This is a genomic window from Alistipes sp. UBA1686 (assembly GCF_002320215.1).
Lineage (GTDB): Bacteria > Bacteroidota > Bacteroidia > Bacteroidales > Rikenellaceae > Alistipes > Alistipes onderdonkii.
Genome location: NZ_DCKA01000016.1, coordinates 47,709 through 63,932 on the forward strand (window position 1 = coordinate 47,709; position 16,224 = coordinate 63,932).

Annotated in this window: 15 protein-coding genes; 13 read left to right on the forward strand and 2 right to left on the reverse strand. The window is 58.8% G+C overall.

Going from position 1 to position 16,224, the window contains the following annotated elements; translation table 11 throughout:
- Positions 1–158 precede the first annotated feature (158 nt).
- Genes B3C38_RS06820 through B3C38_RS06840 form a run of 5 tightly spaced genes read left to right on the forward strand, consistent with a single transcriptional unit; the run spans position 159 to position 3,860 of the window.
- Positions 159–752 carry a TatD family hydrolase gene (locus B3C38_RS06820; protein ID WP_022331692.1) on the forward strand — a complete coding sequence of 198 codons (594 nt, stop codon included), beginning with the start codon at positions 159–161 and terminating at the stop codon, positions 750–752.
- Positions 745–1,467, forward strand: coding sequence for a tRNA threonylcarbamoyladenosine dehydratase (locus B3C38_RS06825; protein WP_286726372.1), 723 nt, complete (start codon positions 745–747; stop codon positions 1,465–1,467). The genes B3C38_RS06820 and B3C38_RS06825 overlap by 8 nt, the downstream gene beginning before the upstream one ends.
- Before the next feature lie 26 nt (positions 1,468–1,493).
- Complete coding sequence (locus tag B3C38_RS06830; RefSeq protein ID WP_286726374.1) at positions 1,494–2,435, forward strand: NAD(P)-dependent oxidoreductase; 942 nt, start codon at positions 1,494–1,496, stop codon at positions 2,433–2,435.
- A 2-nt stretch (positions 2,436–2,437) separates the two neighbouring features.
- The gene (locus B3C38_RS06835; RefSeq protein WP_117508284.1) at positions 2,438–2,983 is read left to right on the forward strand and encodes a prolyl-tRNA synthetase associated domain-containing protein; all 546 of its coding nucleotides are present in this window, start codon (positions 2,438–2,440) and stop codon (positions 2,981–2,983) included.
- Positions 2,984–2,990: 7 nt separating this feature from the next.
- Positions 2,991–3,860: an SPL family radical SAM protein gene (locus B3C38_RS06840; protein ID WP_286726376.1), complete on the forward strand. Its 870-nt coding sequence runs from the start codon at positions 2,991–2,993 to the stop codon at positions 3,858–3,860.
- Between the two features lie 106 nt (positions 3,861–3,966).
- Here the strand turns inward: B3C38_RS06840 and gpmI are convergent, their stop codons facing one another.
- On the reverse strand, positions 3,967–5,493 hold the full coding sequence (gene gpmI, locus B3C38_RS06845) for a 2,3-bisphosphoglycerate-independent phosphoglycerate mutase (RefSeq protein WP_286726378.1): 1,527 nt from the start codon (positions 5,491–5,493) through the stop codon (positions 3,967–3,969).
- A gap of 25 nt (positions 5,494–5,518) precedes the next feature.
- Complete coding sequence (gene alaS, locus B3C38_RS06850) at positions 5,519–8,140, reverse strand: alanine--tRNA ligase (RefSeq protein WP_286726380.1); 2,622 nt, start codon at positions 8,138–8,140, stop codon at positions 5,519–5,521.
- A 99-nt stretch (positions 8,141–8,239) separates the two neighbouring features.
- Here alaS and B3C38_RS06855 point away from each other — a divergent pair, with 99 nt between their 5' ends.
- From B3C38_RS06855 to B3C38_RS06890, 8 genes are all read left to right on the forward strand, one after another.
- Positions 8,240–9,238, forward strand: coding sequence for a M23 family metallopeptidase (locus B3C38_RS06855; protein WP_117508326.1), 999 nt, complete (start codon positions 8,240–8,242; stop codon positions 9,236–9,238).
- 1 nt (position 9,239) lies between these two features.
- A complete protein-coding gene (locus B3C38_RS06860) occupies positions 9,240–10,190 on the forward strand; it encodes a M23 family metallopeptidase (RefSeq protein ID WP_022331685.1) in 951 nt (316 codons plus the stop codon).
- Between the two features lie 12 nt (positions 10,191–10,202).
- Positions 10,203–10,619 carry an MmcQ/YjbR family DNA-binding protein gene (locus B3C38_RS06865; protein WP_022331684.1) on the forward strand — a complete coding sequence of 139 codons (417 nt, stop codon included), beginning with the start codon at positions 10,203–10,205 and terminating at the stop codon, positions 10,617–10,619.
- Positions 10,620–10,625: 6 nt separating this feature from the next.
- Positions 10,626–11,462, forward strand: a complete 837-nt coding sequence (locus tag B3C38_RS06870; protein ID WP_022331683.1) for an HAD family hydrolase — start codon at positions 10,626–10,628, stop codon at positions 11,460–11,462.
- An 86-nt stretch (positions 11,463–11,548) separates the two neighbouring features.
- Positions 11,549–12,958, forward strand: coding sequence for a hypothetical protein (locus tag B3C38_RS06875; protein WP_256166096.1), 1,410 nt, complete (start codon positions 11,549–11,551; stop codon positions 12,956–12,958).
- On the forward strand, positions 12,955–14,142 hold the full coding sequence (locus tag B3C38_RS06880) for a leucine-rich repeat domain-containing protein (protein WP_286726381.1): 1,188 nt from the start codon (positions 12,955–12,957) through the stop codon (positions 14,140–14,142). The genes B3C38_RS06875 and B3C38_RS06880 overlap by 4 nt, the downstream gene beginning before the upstream one ends.
- Positions 14,143–14,176: 34 nt before the next feature.
- Positions 14,177–15,244, forward strand: coding sequence for a leucine-rich repeat domain-containing protein (locus B3C38_RS06885; protein ID WP_237958332.1), 1,068 nt, complete (start codon positions 14,177–14,179; stop codon positions 15,242–15,244).
- 178 nt (positions 15,245–15,422) lie between these two features.
- The gene (locus tag B3C38_RS06890) at positions 15,423–16,196 is read left to right on the forward strand and encodes a hypothetical protein (protein ID WP_141417970.1); all 774 of its coding nucleotides are present in this window, start codon (positions 15,423–15,425) and stop codon (positions 16,194–16,196) included.
- Positions 16,197–16,224: the final 28 nt, after the last annotated feature.

Genomic DNA, 16,224 nt, shown 5'->3' on the forward strand with positions numbered 1-16,224 from the left:
TGTTATGTTTGGATATTTTTGGGTTAAATTTCGGGCCGGTTTTTGTTGTTAGCCTGCTAACAGCATAATTCGCGTGCGAAAGTACGAATTTTTTCCGAAAAATCCGTATGCATTATCTATTATTTTTTAATTTACTTAAAATTTGTACTTTTGTCGCAATGACCTCCCAATTCGTCAACATACACACCCACCGCCCGACAGGCCGGGGCATCGAGCTCCGCACCGCCGGCATCCACCCGTGGGATGCAGACAAAGAGGACATCGCCGCACTCGGCACGCTCCCGGCGGACGTACAGGCCATCGGCGAGACGGGGCTCGACTATGCCCGCGGCGCCGGGCGCCAGCAGCAACTGGCCGCCTTCCGCGCCCAGCTGGCACTGGCGCGCGACCGGCAACTGCCCGTAGTGCTGCACTGCGTCAGGGCCTTCGAGCCCGTCATGCTGGAACTGGCCGCCCGCGAGCCCCGTGCCGTCATATTCCACGGGTTCATCGGCTCGCCCGAGCAGGCACGCCGCGCACTGGAGAAAGGCTACTACCTCTCGTTCGGCGTGCGGACGTTCTCGTCGCCCAAGACCCTGGAAGCGCTGCGCGAAACGCCCCCCGGGCAGCTCTTCCTCGAAACCGACGACAGCGACACCGGCATCGAGGAGGTCTACGCGCACGCGGCAGCGGTGAGAGGCACCACCGTCGAAGCCCTGAAACGGGCGACGACCGAAAATTACGAACGGATATTCGCCCCGCAAAATGGATAACTGGCTTGAACGCACCGAGCTGCTGCTCGGCAAGGAAAAACTCGACCTGCTCCGGCAGGCGCACGTGCTCGTCGTGGGACTGGGCGGCGTAGGCGCCTATGCCGCCGAAATGATCGCCCGGGCGGGCGTGGGACACATGACCATCGCCGACGCCGACACCGTGGCGCCGAGCAACATCAACCGCCAGCTGGTGGCCCTGCATTCGACCGTAGGCCGGCAGAAGGCCGAGGTGCTCGCCGACCGGCTGCGGGACATCAACCCCGCGATCGGGCTGACCGTCGTCAACCGCTACATCCGGGACGAGGAGACCTACACGCTGCTCGACGCCGCCGCATACGATTTCGTGGTGGACGCCATCGACACCCTCTCGCCCAAGCTGGCGCTGATAAAGGGCGCCCTCGACCGTTCGCTGCCGCTGGTCAGCTCGATGGGCGCCGGTGCCAAGACCGACCCCACGAAGATGGAGATCGCCGACATCTCGAAGACCCACCACTGCCCCCTGGCGCACATGCTCCGCAAGCGGCTGCACAAACTGGGCGTCCGCAGCGGCTTCAAGGCGGTATTCTCGCCCGAGGCCACGCGCGAGGGGGCGATGATCCTCTGCGACGAACAGAACAAGAAGTCGAACGTCGGCACGATCTCCTACATCCCGGCACTGTTCGGCATCGGCTGCGCCTCGGTGGCGATCCGCACGCTGATCGGGGAAATGGACTGACAACGAAACCATAAACACATACGCCAATGAAACCGAACATCGTATTTCTGGACGAGTACACCCTCGGGGGTGCCGACCTGACCCGCCTGCACGAGCTGGGCCGGTACACGGGTTACAGCACGACCGCGCCGGACGAGGTCGCGGATCGCTGCCGCGATGCCGAAATCGTCATCACCAACAAAGTCGTGATGCGCCGCCAGACGCTCGCCGCACTCCCCGGGCTGCGCCTAATCTGCATAGCCGCCACGGGCATGAACAACATCGACCTCGACGCCGCGGCCGAGCTGGGCATCGCCGTCAGGAACGCCGCGGGCTACTCGACGCACTCCGTAGCCGAAACCACCCTCGGGGCGGCCATCGCCCTGCGGCGGCACATCGTCTACTACGACCGCTATGTCAAGAGCGGCGCTTACTCGGCCGCCGGGCAGCAGTTCCACTTCGCCAAACCCACGCACCAGCTCTACGGCTCGAAGTGGGGCATCGTGGGGCTCGGCACCATCGGGCACGAAGTGGCGCGGCTCGCCGCGGCCTTCGGCTGCGAGGTACGCTATACCTCGACCTCGGGCGCCGTGCGCGAAGAGCCCTACCCCGCCGTGTCGCTTCCCGAACTGCTGGGCTGGGCGGACACGGTCTCGGTGCACGCGCCGCTGAACGACCACACGCGGGGGCTGATCGGCGCCCCGGAGCTGGCCGTGATGAAGCAATCGGCCATCCTCGTGAACGTCGCCCGCGGCGGAATCGTCGACGAGGCGGCACTGGCCGAAGCCCTCGACCGGGGATCGGTCGCAGGCGCCGCGCTCGACGTATTCTCGCGCGAGCCGCTGGCCGCGGACAACCCGCTGCTGGGCATCCGCGAACCCGACCGGCTGCTGCTCTCGCCCCACAACGCATGGTCGCCGCGCGAAGCCGTCGACGTGCTGGTAGGCTGCATCGCGGAGAATATCGAAGAATTCTGCAAGGCCCGATAGCCATGGAAGGAATGGAACCGGCAAGCCCCGGCGCCGCAACGACCGCCCCGACGCCGGACGAACGCCGGCAGCGGGTTTTCGGCTGGCTCGACGCCCGCGGCATCGCCTACACGTGGTACGAACACCCCGAGGCACCGACCATCGAGGCCGCACGCCGCTACTGGCGCGACGACGGGTCGAAGCACTGCAAGAACCTCTTTTTCCGCAACCACAAAGGCAACCGCCACTACCTCGTATGTTTCGACTGCGAACGGAACCTGGCCATCCACGACCTGGAACACCGCCTGAGGCAGGGCAAACTGTCGTTCGCTTCGGAGCAGCGCATGGAGCACTGGCTGGGGCTGCGTCCCGGTTCGGTGTCGCCCTTCGGGCTGATCAACGACCCGGCCAGGCACGTGCACCTGTTCCTCGACGCCAGCCTGCAACGGCTGCCGGCCTACTCGTTCCACCCTAACGACAACCGGGCGACGGTGGTGATCTCCCGTGAGGAATTCCTGCGTTACCTGGCGGCCGTAGGCAACACCTACGAATTCATCGAGCTCTACTGACCCGCCCATGCGGTATATCGAAACCAAAACGATCCTCTCGAAGCTGCGGACGGCCGATCGGTGGTTCGGCATCGCCTACAACATGAACCTCTACCGGGGATGCCAGCACGGATGCATCTACTGCGACACGCGCAGCGACTGCTACGGGATCGGGGACATCGCCCAGATAGCCGTGAAGCGCAACGCACTGGAATTGCTACCCGCCGAGCTGCGTGCCCGGCGGAAAAAACGCGCCACGATCGGCACGGGGTCGATGAACGACCCTTACATGCCCGTCGAGCGCGAGCTGCGGCTAACCCGCCGGGCACTGGGCATGATCGCCGACGAGCGCTTCCCGGTGCATGTCATCACCAAGAGCTCCCTGGCCGAGCGCGACGCCGACATCCTGCAGGAAATTTCCGCCACCTACGCGGCGGTGAGTTTCACCGTGACCTGTGCCGACGACGCGCTCAGCGTCCGCACGGAACCCGGCGCCCCGGCCTCTTCGGAGCGGTTCCGCGCAATGGCGGCACTGGCTGCCAAGGGCATTTATACGGGTGTCACGATGATGCCGCTGCTGCCGCTGATCAACGACACGCGGGAAAATGTCGAAGCCATCGTCCGCCGGGCGAAGGACGCGGGGGCGTCGTATATCCTCCCGATGTTCGGCGTGACGCTCCGCAGCGGGTCGAGGGAGCATTTCCATACCGCCCTGGAGCGCGGGTTCCCCGGGCTGAAAGCACGTTACGAAGCCTGTTTCGGCAACCGCTACGAATGCTTCGGCCCGAACTGCCCGGCGCTGGACGACACGTTCCGCAACCTGTGCGCAAAGCTGGGCATAGCCACCCGGATGGAGTTCTACCGGCCTGCATCTGCGCAGCAGCAAACGCTCTTTTAATTCCCGGAATTTGCCACGCTCCAAATAAGGGTTTATCCCGACACATCGCCCCTAACGAAAAACACCCCGGAATCGACATTCCGGGGTGTTTTATTGAAAAGGCAGGCTATTTCATCTCCACGAGCGCCTTGCCGGTCATTTCGGCGGGCTGCTCCAGCCCCATCAACTTGAGCACCGTCGGTGCGACGTCGGCCAGGATGCCGTCGTGCACCGACTTCACGCGGTCGGAAACGACCACGATGGGCACGGGGTTGAGCGAATGCGCCGTATTGGGCGTACCGTCGGCATTGACAGCGTTGTCGGCATTGCCGTGGTCGGCGATCATGACGACCTCGTAACCGTTCTCCTTAGCAGCCTCGACAACTTTGGCGACGCACCCGTCGACGGCCTTCACGGCCTTCACGATGGCATCGTAGACGCCCGTATGGCCGACCATGTCGCCGTTGGCGAAATTCAGGCAGATAAAGTCGAACTTCCGCTCGCCGAGCGCAGCAACCAGTTTATCAGCGACTTCCGGGGCGCTCATCTCGGGTTGCAGGTCGTAGGTAGCCACCTTGGGCGACGCGACGAGGATGCGGTCTTCGCCCGCGAACTCCGCCTCGCGGCCACCGTTCAGGAAGAACGTCACGTGGGCATATTTCTCGGTCTCGGCGATGCGCAACTGCCGCAAGCCCTGCTTCGAAACGAACTCGCCGATGGTGTTGGGCACGTTCTCCTTGTCGAAGAGGATGTGCAGCCCCGTGAACTTGGCATCGTAGGGGGTCATGCAGCAATAGTAGAGGGGCAGGGTGTGCATCCCCTCGGCGGGCATGTCCTCCTGCGTCAGCACGATGGTCAGCTCCTTGGCGCGGTCGTTGCGGTAGTTGAAAAAGACCACCACGTCGTTGGGGCGGATCATGCCGACGGGCTGCCCGTTCTCGTCGATGCGCACGAAAGGCTTGATGAACTCGTCCGTAACGCCCTCGTCATAGGATTTCTGGACGGCTTCGACCATGTCCGACGAACGCTCGCCGATGCCGCTGACCAGCGCGTCGTAGGCTACCTTGACACGTTCCCAGCGCTTGTCGCGATCCATCGCATAGTAACGTCCGATCACCGTGGCGATCTTGCCCGTCGTGGCCGCGAGGTGCTTCTCGAGGTCAGCGACGAACCCCTTGCCGCTGTGCGGGTCGGTGTCGCGGCCGTCCATGAAGCAGTGCACGAAGGTATTTTCGAGGCCGTAGGCCGCCGAGATGTCGCACAGCTTGAAAAGGTGCTCGAGCGACGAGTGCACGCCGCCGTCCGACACGAGGCCCATGAAATGCATGTTCACGCCGTTCTTTTTGGCATGTTCGAACGCTGCCTTGACCTCGGGGTTCTCCAGGATCGAATTGTCGCGGCAGGCGCGGTTGATCTTCACCAAATCCTGGTAGACCACGCGGCCGGCGCCGATATTGAGGTGCCCGACCTCCGAATTGCCCATCTGGCCGTCGGGCAGTCCGACGTTCTCGCCGTCGGTGCGCAGCTCGGCATGGGGATATTTCGCCGTCATGGCCGAGATATATTCGGGATGGACGGTCGAAATGACATCGGCCTTGTCGTGGCGGCCGTTGCCCCAGCCATCGAGGATCATCAGTAATACCTTGTTATTCATAATTATCCGGTTTTTAACTATTCTTTTACTTTACCTGGGCCATAATCAGCTCCACGGCCTTGTCGATGGCGGCCTGCAGCCCGTCGGGGTTCTTGCCGCCCGCCGTGGCGAAGAACGCCTGTCCGCCGCCGCCGCCCTGCATCAGCTTCGCAGCCTCGCGCACCACGGCACCGGCGTTCACGCCCTGGGCCGTGATCTCGTCGCCGAGCATCACCGTCAGCATGGGTTTGCCGTCGTTGACCGCCCCCTGCACGAACACCAGCTTCGGGGAGCGGGCACGCAGGTTATAGGCCAGGTCTTTGATGAACTCGGGCGTACGGTCGGTCTGCGTGGCGATGAGCTGAACCCCGTGGCGCTCGGGCGTCGAGGAGATGATCTTCTCGGCCCACTGGGCGACCTGCTCGCGGCGCATGGCCTCGACCTCCTTCGAAAGCGTCTCGTTGCTCTCGAACATTTTCTTTACGGCCTGCAGCACCTGCGGGTTGTGGAGGTATTCGCTGATGTCGCGCATCGTATCCTCGGCGGCGTAGATGATCTTCTCGGCCTGTTCGCCCGTGACGGCTTCGATGCGGCGCACGCCGGCCGAAATGGCGCTCTCGGTCAGTATCTTGAAGAACCCGATGTTACCCGTGGCGCTGGTGTGCGTACCGCCGCAGAGCTCGACCGACGTACCGAAGCGCACCATGCGCACCCGATCGCCGTACTTCTCGCCGAAGAGCATCATGGCACCGCATTTCTCGGCCTCCTCCTTGGTGGCCTCGCGGTTCTCCTCCAACGGATAGTTGGCGCGGACGGCGCGGTTGACGAGCATCTCGACCTGGCGCAGCTCGGCGGGAGTCATCTTCTGGAAATGCGAAAAGTCGAAGCGCAGGATCTCGGGCGTCACCATCGAACCCTTTTGCTCGACGTGCGATCCCAGCACCTTGCGCAGCGCCTCGTGCATGAGGTGTGTCGCGGTATGGTTGTTGGCCGCGGCCTGGCGTTTGGCAGCGTCCACGACGGCCGTGAACTCGGCCGCAGGGTTTTCGGGAAGCTCCTTGACGATATGGATAATCAGTCCGTTTTCCTTTTCGGTAGCCACGACGGCGATGCGCTCGTTGGCATTCTCGATATAGCCGATGTCACCGATCTGACCGCCCGAGTTGCCGTAGAACGGCGTGCGGTCGAAGACCAGCTGGTAGGAGGTCTTGCCTTTGGAGGTCACGCGGCGGTAACGGGCGATCTTCACCCGCTCGGTCAGCGTGTCGTAGCCCGTGAAGACGCTCTCGCGAATGGGGAACAGCTCCACCCAGTCGTCGGTATCGACGGCCGCGGCGTTGCGCGAACGCTCCTTCTGCGCCTGCAACTCGGTTTCAAAGGCCGCGAGGTCGACGCCGACGCCCTGTTCGCGGGCGATGAGCTCCGTCAGGTCGATCGGGAACCCGAACGTATCGTAAAGCTCGAAGGCGTCCTTGCCCGAGATCAGTTTGCGGCCCTCTTTCTTGGTCTTTTCGACCACGCCGTCCAGCAGGCTGATGCCCGTGGCCAGCGTACGCAGGAACGAGGCCTCCTCCTCCTCGATGACCTTTTCGATCAGCGCCTGCTGGGCCTTCAGTTCGGGGAACTGGCCGCCCATCTGCTCCACCAGTCCGGGAACCAGCCGGCAGATCGTAGGCTCCGTAAAGCCGAGGTAGGTATAGCCGTAGCGCACGGCGCGGCGCAGGATGCGGCGGATGACGTAGCCGGCCTTGACGTTCGACGGCAGCTGCCCGTCGGCGATCGAGAAGGCGATGGCACGCAGGTGGTCGGCGATGACGCGCATCGCCACGTCGCACTTCGCGTCGGCGCCGTAGGTCTTGCCCGAAAGCTGCGAAATACGCTGGATCGTAGGCTGGAACACGTCGGTGTCGTAGTTCGATTTCTTGCCCTGGAGGATCATGCAGAGGCGCTCGAAGCCCATGCCGGTATCGACGTTGCGCGCCGGAAGCTCCTCCAGCGAGCCGTTGGCCTTGCGGTTGAACTGCATGAACACGAGGTTCCAGATCTCGATCACCTGCGGATGGCCCGCATTGACCATCCCGCGTCCCGGTTTGGAGGCGATCTCCGCCTCGTCGCGCAGGTCGAAATGGATCTCCGAGCAGGGGCCGCAGGGGCCGGTCTCGCCCATCTCCCAGAAATTGTCGTGCTTGTTGCCGCGGATGATATGGTCTTCGGGCAGAAACTGCTTCCAGTAGTCGTAGGCCTCCTGGTCGAAGGGCACGCCGTCCTCCTCGGAGCCTTCGAAAACCGTGGCGTACATGCGGTCGGCGGGAAGTTTGTAGACGCCGTGGAGCAGCTCCCACGCCCATTCGATCGCCTCTTTCTTGAAGTAATCGCCATAAGACCAGTTGCCCAGCATCTCGAACATCGTATGGTGGTAGGTGTCATGCCCCACCTCCTCCAGGTCGTTGTGCTTGCCCGAAACGCGCAGACACTTCTGGGTGTCGGCCGCACGCGGATATTTGCGGGGCGCATTGCCCAGGAAAATATCCTTGAACTGGTTCATGCCCGCGTTGGTGAACATCAGCGTGGGATCCCCCTTGACGACCATCGGTGCCGAGGGCACGATCACATGGCCCTTGCTCTCGAAGAAGTCCAGAAAGGCCCGGCGAATTTTATTCGATTCCATATATAAGATTTTATCCGATTTCCACGTTTGTGATTTCGGGTTGCAAAATTACACAATTAAAGTTAAATTTGCATCCTATTAACCGGAGTTTTTTCCGCAATGAAGCAAAAAGGGCAGAGATTCGACACGCAGGCGCTGACACAGGAAGCGCAGGCGCTGACGCGCGACGTGGTCACGGCACCTTTCCGCCTGCGCACCTACCGCCTGATCCGGAAAATACTCATCGGCTTCATCCTCGTCTCGATCGCCAACGTGCTCTTCTCGTACTTCTTCTACACCCCCAAGATGTACCGCATCATCCGCGACAACCGCGACCTGGTCATCAAGTACCGCATCCTGCAAGACCGCATCCGCACCTCGCAGCGGCGCGTGGACGAAATCCGCCACCGCGACAACTACGTCTACCGCTCGCTCTTCTCGACCGACACGGTGTCGATCGACGGCGTGTGGCAGCCCTACCCCGACACCAAATACGCCGCGATGGCCGGGGACGACTTCGCCCCGCTGATGGTCGGCACCTGGAAGCAGCTCGACGCGCTGGCCCGCATACTCTACCTCGAATCGGTGTCCTTCGACGAATTGCAGGCATTCGCCCGCGACAAGGAGAAGATGTCGGCGGCGATCCCGGCCATCTGGCCCATCGACCGCTCGGCGCTGCACAACGACCATATCGGCGCCTTCAACCTACGCCGGATGCACCCCGTGCTGGGGTATATCCGCCCCCACAAGGGCATCGACCTGGGCTGCGACCGCGGCACGCCGGTCTACGCCACGGGCGACGCCGTGGTGGAGGTCGCCTCCTCGGGGGGCAACGGCGGCTACGGACACATGGTGCTGCTGAACCACGAATTCGGCTACAAGACCCGCTACGCACACCTGAGCAAAGTCCTCGTGCAGCCGGGCGAACGGGTCGCCCGCGGGCAGGTCATCGCCGAAACGGGCAACACGGGCATCTCCTCGGGCCCCCACCTCCACTACGAGGTGATCCACAAGGGCATGCCGGTGAACCCGATTAACTATTTCAACCGCAACATGACCGCCGCGGAATACGACGCACTCATGGAGAACATGCGCGATACGAACTTCGAAAAGCTCTGAGATGGCAGGAAAGAAAGACCTGGAGCGGCTCCGCAGGCGTAAGCGCCGCAAACAGAACATCATACGCGCGACGGTGCACTTTTTCGTGTGGGCCGGGGTCGCCGTGCTCTACTACATCGGGTTCTCGCTTTTCTTCGACACCCCCGTGGAGTACGAGCTCAAACACTCAACCGACCGCCTGCGCCGCGAATACGCCGCCCTCACCCAGCGGTACGACTCGCTGACGACCGTCATGCACAACCTCTCCGAGCGCGACCGCAACGTCTTCCGCATCCTCTTCGAATCGGATCCCTACGACTTCGATTCGGAATACGAACGCCGGCAGGCCGTCACCTACGAAAACATCTTCAACCGTTCGTCGCGGCGGCTCAAGCTCGAACTGCGCGAACGGGTCGCCGACATGGAGAAGCGGCTCGACGAGCTGAACGCCTCGTACCTCGACCTGCAGGCGCTCATCGACTCGGCGGGCAGCGGCTGCAACAACATCCCGGCCATCCAGCCCGTGATAAACAAGCAGTTGACGCTGCTCACGGCCTCGTACGGCATGCGCATACACCCCTTCTACAAGACCCTGCAATCGCACCAGGGCGTGGACTATACCATCCCCGAGGGGTCGCGCGTCTTCGCCACGGCCGACGGCGTGGTGCGCGACGTGGCGCTGCGCAACTCCACGTCGGGGCAGACGGTCGTGATCGACCACGGCAACGGCTACGAGACTTCGTACAGCCACCTCTCGAAGATCAACGTCCGCAAGGGCCAGCGCGTGAGCCGCGGCGAGATCATCGCCCTCTCGGGCGACACGGGCCTTTCGCTCTCGCCCCACCTCCACTACGAGGTGCGGCTGAACGGCATGCGCGTCGATCCGATCCACTACTTCTTCATGGAACTCACCCCCACCGAATACCAGCGCCTGATGCGCATCGCACAGTCGGGCATGCAGTCGTTCGACTAAAAACAAAAGGAGATGGGAAACGACTGGACAAAGGATTTCGGCTTTGCGCGCGAAGAAATTTTCCGCAGCGAAGAAACGCTCCGCACAATCCGCCATATCCGTGCCTCATGGGGCGGCGAACCGGAGTTCCTCTGGGAGAAATTCCCGGACTACGCCGTTTTCCGGCGGCAGGACAACGCCAAATGGTATGCCGTGATATTGACGGTGCAGGCCGGCAAACTCGGCCTCGCGGACGAGGGGCGGACAGAGATTCTCGACATCCGGGCCGATGCGGAGACCATGGCGCGGGCGCTGGACTTCGAACATTATTTCCCCGGTTACCATATGAACAAACGCACGTGGCTCACCGTACGGCTGGACGGCAGCGTAGCCCTGGGGGAAATCGCCCCGCTGATCGCCCGCAGTTACGAACTGGCAGGGAAAAAGTAACCCGTCATGCAAATCCGACTTATCCTGCTCGACTTCGACGGCACGCTGGCCGACACGCGGCGCGCCAATACGCTGGCCTATGTCGCCACGCTGCGCGAGGCGGGCTATGCGCTCACCGAGGAGGAGTATGCGGCAAAGTATTTCGGCATGCGGTGCAACGAGTTCCTGACCCGTTACGGCATCGCCGACCCCGGGGAGCGCGAGCGGCTGCGGCTGCGCAAGATCGCGCTCTACCCCGCGTTCTTCGACACCGTGCGGCTCAACCGCCCGCTGTGGGAGTTCTGCAGGCAGTTCCGGGCGCAGGGCGGCCGCGTATGGATCGTATCGACGGGCAGCCGCGCCAATATCGACAACGCAATGCGCCACCTGGGGATCACGGTCACGGGACAGCGGGCGGGGAGCCCGGCGCCGGCAGGCTGCGCCGGCATGGACGAAGCGGAAATGGTCGGAGCTGGCAAGGGTACGACCGCAACGGGCATGGACGGAGCCGGTGTGGAAGGAACGGGCAAAGGTACGGCCGGAGCGGACGTGGATACGACCGGAGCGGGAAATACGGCGCCGGGCGCGGCCGGATCATATACCGCCACGGCCGGAACAGGTGCGGCAACCCCGGGTGCGGCGCGGGATCCCGAGCCGGGCGAAGGGCCGAACGGCTCCGTGGACGGCATCCTCTCGGGCTCCGACGTCGAGCACAGCAAACCCGCCCCGGACTGCTTCCTGGAGGCCATGCGCCGCGAGGGCTGCACGCCGCAGGAAACGCTGATCTTCGAAGACTCCGAAATCGGGCTCGAAGCGGCCCGCCGCAGCGGAGCGTCGTATTTTGTCGTGAAGTTGGACACATAAACTTCCGGAAACAAACCGTTTTTTCGGGAAAATTGTTATATTTGTCTCTGAAATTGTTCATTTTTGACAAATACTTTACTAATCCCATGAAACGATTCCTCCCCATCACAGTTTTGGCGGTTTTCGCATATCCCGCCGCAACCATTTCCTGCCAAAGCGGAAAAAAGGCCGCAGATCCCCAAATCTTCTGGGACGGAGGCGCGATTCCCGACCCTGTTTTCAGAACTTACGTACTCGATAATTTCGACACCGACCGCGACGGGAAAATCAGCCGTAAAGAGGCGGACGCCGTACTTGCCATCGACCTCGGCAGGCTCTGCGCAGAACTCGGTCCCGCAACCGAATCCCTCGCAGGCATCGAATATTTCAAAAACCTCAAACAGCTCATATGCAACGGAAATACACTGGCTGAACTCGATTTATCCCAAAATACGAGGTTGACCGAATTGAACTGCTGGGACAATCCGTTACCCGCACTTAATCTTTCAAAAAATACGGAGCTGGTAAAATTGAATTGCAACTACACTGCATTGGCCGAACTCGATTTGACCCAAAATACAGCGTTGACCGAATTGGCGTGCGAGGGCAATCCATTGACATCGCTCGATCTTTCCAAAAACACGAAATTGACGGTATTGTTTTGTCCTGCCAATCAATTGACGGCACTCGATCTCTCCAAGAATACGGCGTTAAAGGAATTACTCTGCTACAGCAACCGATTGACCGGACTCGATCTGACCCAAAATAAGGAGTTGGTTCATTTGCACTGTTACTACAACCAATTAACTTCGCTCGATTTGTCCCAAAATACGGCATTGGAGGAATTGCTCTGCTACGAAAATCAATTGACTGCGCTCGACCTTTCCAAAAATGCGGCCTTGATACAATTGAATTGCTACAACAATCGATTGACGGCGCTCGATCTCTCCGAAAATACGGCATTGACAAAATTATTCTGCGGTTACAATCCATTGACCGAACTCGATGTGTCCCGGAACACGAAATTGACGGAATTGCTCTGCCACGAAAACCAATTGACAGCACTCGACCTGACCCACAACACAGCATTGGCGACAGTGTACTGCCCTAACAACCGGCTGACGGCGCTCGATCTCTCCAAAAACACGGCGTTGGCGACATTGGCATGCTCCAGGAATCAATTGACAGCGCTCGACCTGTCCCAAAACACAGCGATAACGGAACTGTACTGCAACAACAACCAATTGGCTGCGCTCGATCTCTCCAGAAATACAGCGTTGACGGAACTGTACTGCAACGGCAATCGATTGACAACGCTCGACCTGTCCCGGAACACGGAATTGACGAAAATCTACTGCGACGACAATCCATTGACAGAACTCAACATATCCAATCTTTCGAAAATAGAGGAGATCGTATTCGGCGATAATCCTGAAATAAACGTAATTGCCAACAGTCAAACCGTTGTCTCAGACGAAGTGCGACATTACATGGACGGAAAGCGGAAAACACCATGAACCGACTATTGCCGGTCATAGCATTGGCGGTTCTTGCATATCCTGCCGCGCCCGTCTCCGGCCAAAGCGGGGAGGAGAACGCGAAGCCCCCGATCTTTTGGGACGGCGGCATGATTCCCGACCCTGGTTTTCGCGCTTATGTACTCGAAAATTTCGACACCGACCGCGACGGGAAAATCAGCAGTGAGGAAGCGGACGCCGTACTCGTCATCGACTTGGGCAGGGAAGAACCGACCGACACTCCCGGAATCAAATCCCTTGAGGGCGTCGAATATTTCAAAAACCTCAGAGAACTCATAGGTGCCTTCCATCCGCTGACATCGCTCCGCCTCTCCGAAAATACGGCATTGACAAAATTGAACTGCCGCGACAGTCAATTGACCGCCCTCGACCTGAGCAAAAACAAAGCGCTGACCCTTTTGGACTGCGCATACAATCAATTGACAGCGCTCGATCTGGCCGACAATACAGCGTTGATCGGACTGGACTGCAGCGGAAATCAATTAAGCGTTCTCGACCTGACCCAAAATCCGGAATTGACCGGATTGAACTGCTCGCACAACCGATTGACCGCCCTCGATCTGACCGGAAATCCGGCGTTGACCCAATTGGACTGCCGCGACAACCGATTGACCGCCCTCGACCTGGCCCAAAATACGGCATTAATCAGATTGGACTGCCACAACAATCGATTGACCGCCCTCAATCTGACCGGAAATCCGATGCTGACCGAATTGGTTTGCTCATACAATCTATTGCCCACCCTCGATCTCTCCGAAAATACGATGCTGACCGACTTGTGGTGCGAAAGCAATCGATTGACCTCAATCGATCTGTCCCAGAATAAGGCGCTGAGCAGGTTGTACTGCGACAACAATCGACTGACTACGCTCGACCTCTCCGCAAACACCGCATTGACTGGTTTAAGCTGCCACGACAATCGACTGACTGCACTCGCTCTCTCGAAGAATACGAAGCTGGTCGCTTTGGGCTGCTGCGACAATCCATTGATCCGGCTCAATTTATCCAATCTCGCCAAATTAGGAGCAATATCCCTCGATTACGACAACTATAAAATACAGGTAATCACCAACAGCCGGACGGCCATCGTGAGCAGCCTGACACGTTACATGCAATCCATCGAGGCCGAAAAGCAGAAAAAACACCTACAGCAAGAGGAATAACCTGCAATATGAAACTGCATATCTTAGTAATCCCATGAAACGATTCCTACCCATCACAGCTTTGGCGGTTTTCGCATATCCCGCCGCAACCATTTCCTGCCAAAACGGACAAGGGGCTGCGAATCCCCAAATCTTTTGGGACGGAGGCGCGATTCCAGACCCTGTTTTCAGAACTTATGTCCTCGAAAATTTCGACACCGACCGCGACGGAAAAATCAGCCGCAAAGAAGCGGACGCCGTACTTGCCATCGACCTCGGCAGGCTCTGCGGAGAATCGAGCGACACTCCCGCAATCGAATCACTTGCAGGCGTCGAACATTTCAGAAATCTCAAACAGCTCATATGCAACGGACATGCGCTGACCGAACTCGATTTGTCCAAAAATACGGAGTTGAATATACTGAAATGCAAAGATAACCAGCTAACGACACTCGATCTGTCCGAAAATACCGCATTGCTTACATTAAACTGCGGTCGGAATCCGATAAAGACGCTTGACCTGACGGAAAATAGAGCATTGAGCATGCTGGTCTGCGACTACAATCAATTGACCGCATTCGATCTCTCCCAAAATACAGCCCTGACGCAATTGTTCTGCGGGCACAATCAATTGACTGCGCTCGATCTATCCGAAAATACGATGCTTACCGACTTGTGGTGCGATTACAATCGATTGACGGAACTCGATCTTTCCAAAAATACGGAGTTGACCGATTTGTCCTGCGGTTGGAATCCGATAACAGCACTCGATCTCTCCGAAAATACAAAGTTAACTTATTTGAATTGCCTCAACAATCAATTGACCGCGCTCGATCTCTCCGAAAATGCAGCGCTGACCGAATTATACTGCGGCTACAATCGATTGACTGCGCTCGATCTCTCCGAAAATACGGAGTTGATTCGCTTGGGCTGCTCCGACAATCCATTGATCCGGCTCAATTTATCCGATCTCGCCAAATTAGAGGCAGTATCTTTCGATTACGAGAACCATGAAATACAGGTAATTACTAACAGCCAGACGGCCTTCGTGAGCGACCTGACACGTTACATGCAATCCATCGAGGCCGAAAAGCAGAAAAAATACCGACAGCAAGAGGAATAAACTGCAATATGAAACTGCATATCTTAGTAATCCCATGAAACGGCTATCCCCCATTACAGCATTGATGGTTCTTGCGTATTCCATCACGACCGTTTCCTGCCAAAACGGGCAGGGATCCGCGAATCCCCCGGTTTTTTGGGACGGGGGCACAATTCCGGATCCGGTTTTTCGCGCTTATGTGCTCGGCAGATTCGACACGGATCGGAACGGGAAAATCAGCCGCGAAGAGGCAGATGCCGTATTCGCTATCGACGTCGACGCAGAAACAGCCGACACGCCCCTGATCGAATCGCTCACGGGCGTCGAATACTTCAAAAACCTCGGAAAACTCACATGCAACTGGAATAATCTGGCTGCGCTCGACCTCTCCGAAAATACAGCATTGGACACATTGGACTGTAGTTGGAACAGGATAAAGGCGCTCGACCTTGCCGGAAACAAGGCATTGGCAAAATTGGACTGTAGCCAAAATCAATTGACAAAACTCGACCTGACCCAAAATACGGAGTTGAACGTATTGTATTGCACATGTAACCGATTGGCAGCACTCGATCTCTCCAAAAACAAAGCATTGACGGAATTGTACTGCAACATAAACGAATTAGCGACACTCGACCTCTTCGAAAATACGGAGCTGAAGGTATTGGATTGCAGCAAAAACAAGTTAATAAGGCTCGACCTCTCCGAAAATAGGGCATTGGCCAAATTGGACTGTAGCCGAAATAGCCTGGCGAAGCTCGACCTCTCCGAAAATACGGCATTGCATTTTTTGTCAGCATGGCAAAACCCATTGCTCCTGCTTGACATATCCGGCCTCTCGAAAATACGGCACATGGATTTCGATTTCGAGGACAATGACATACAGGTAATTACAGACCACCGAACCGCCATCGACGACGACCTGCTCCGCTATTATGCAATCCGCCGGAGCCGAAAAGCAGAAAAGGAATAACCGGCAGCGATACCGGCAGTTAAAAGTG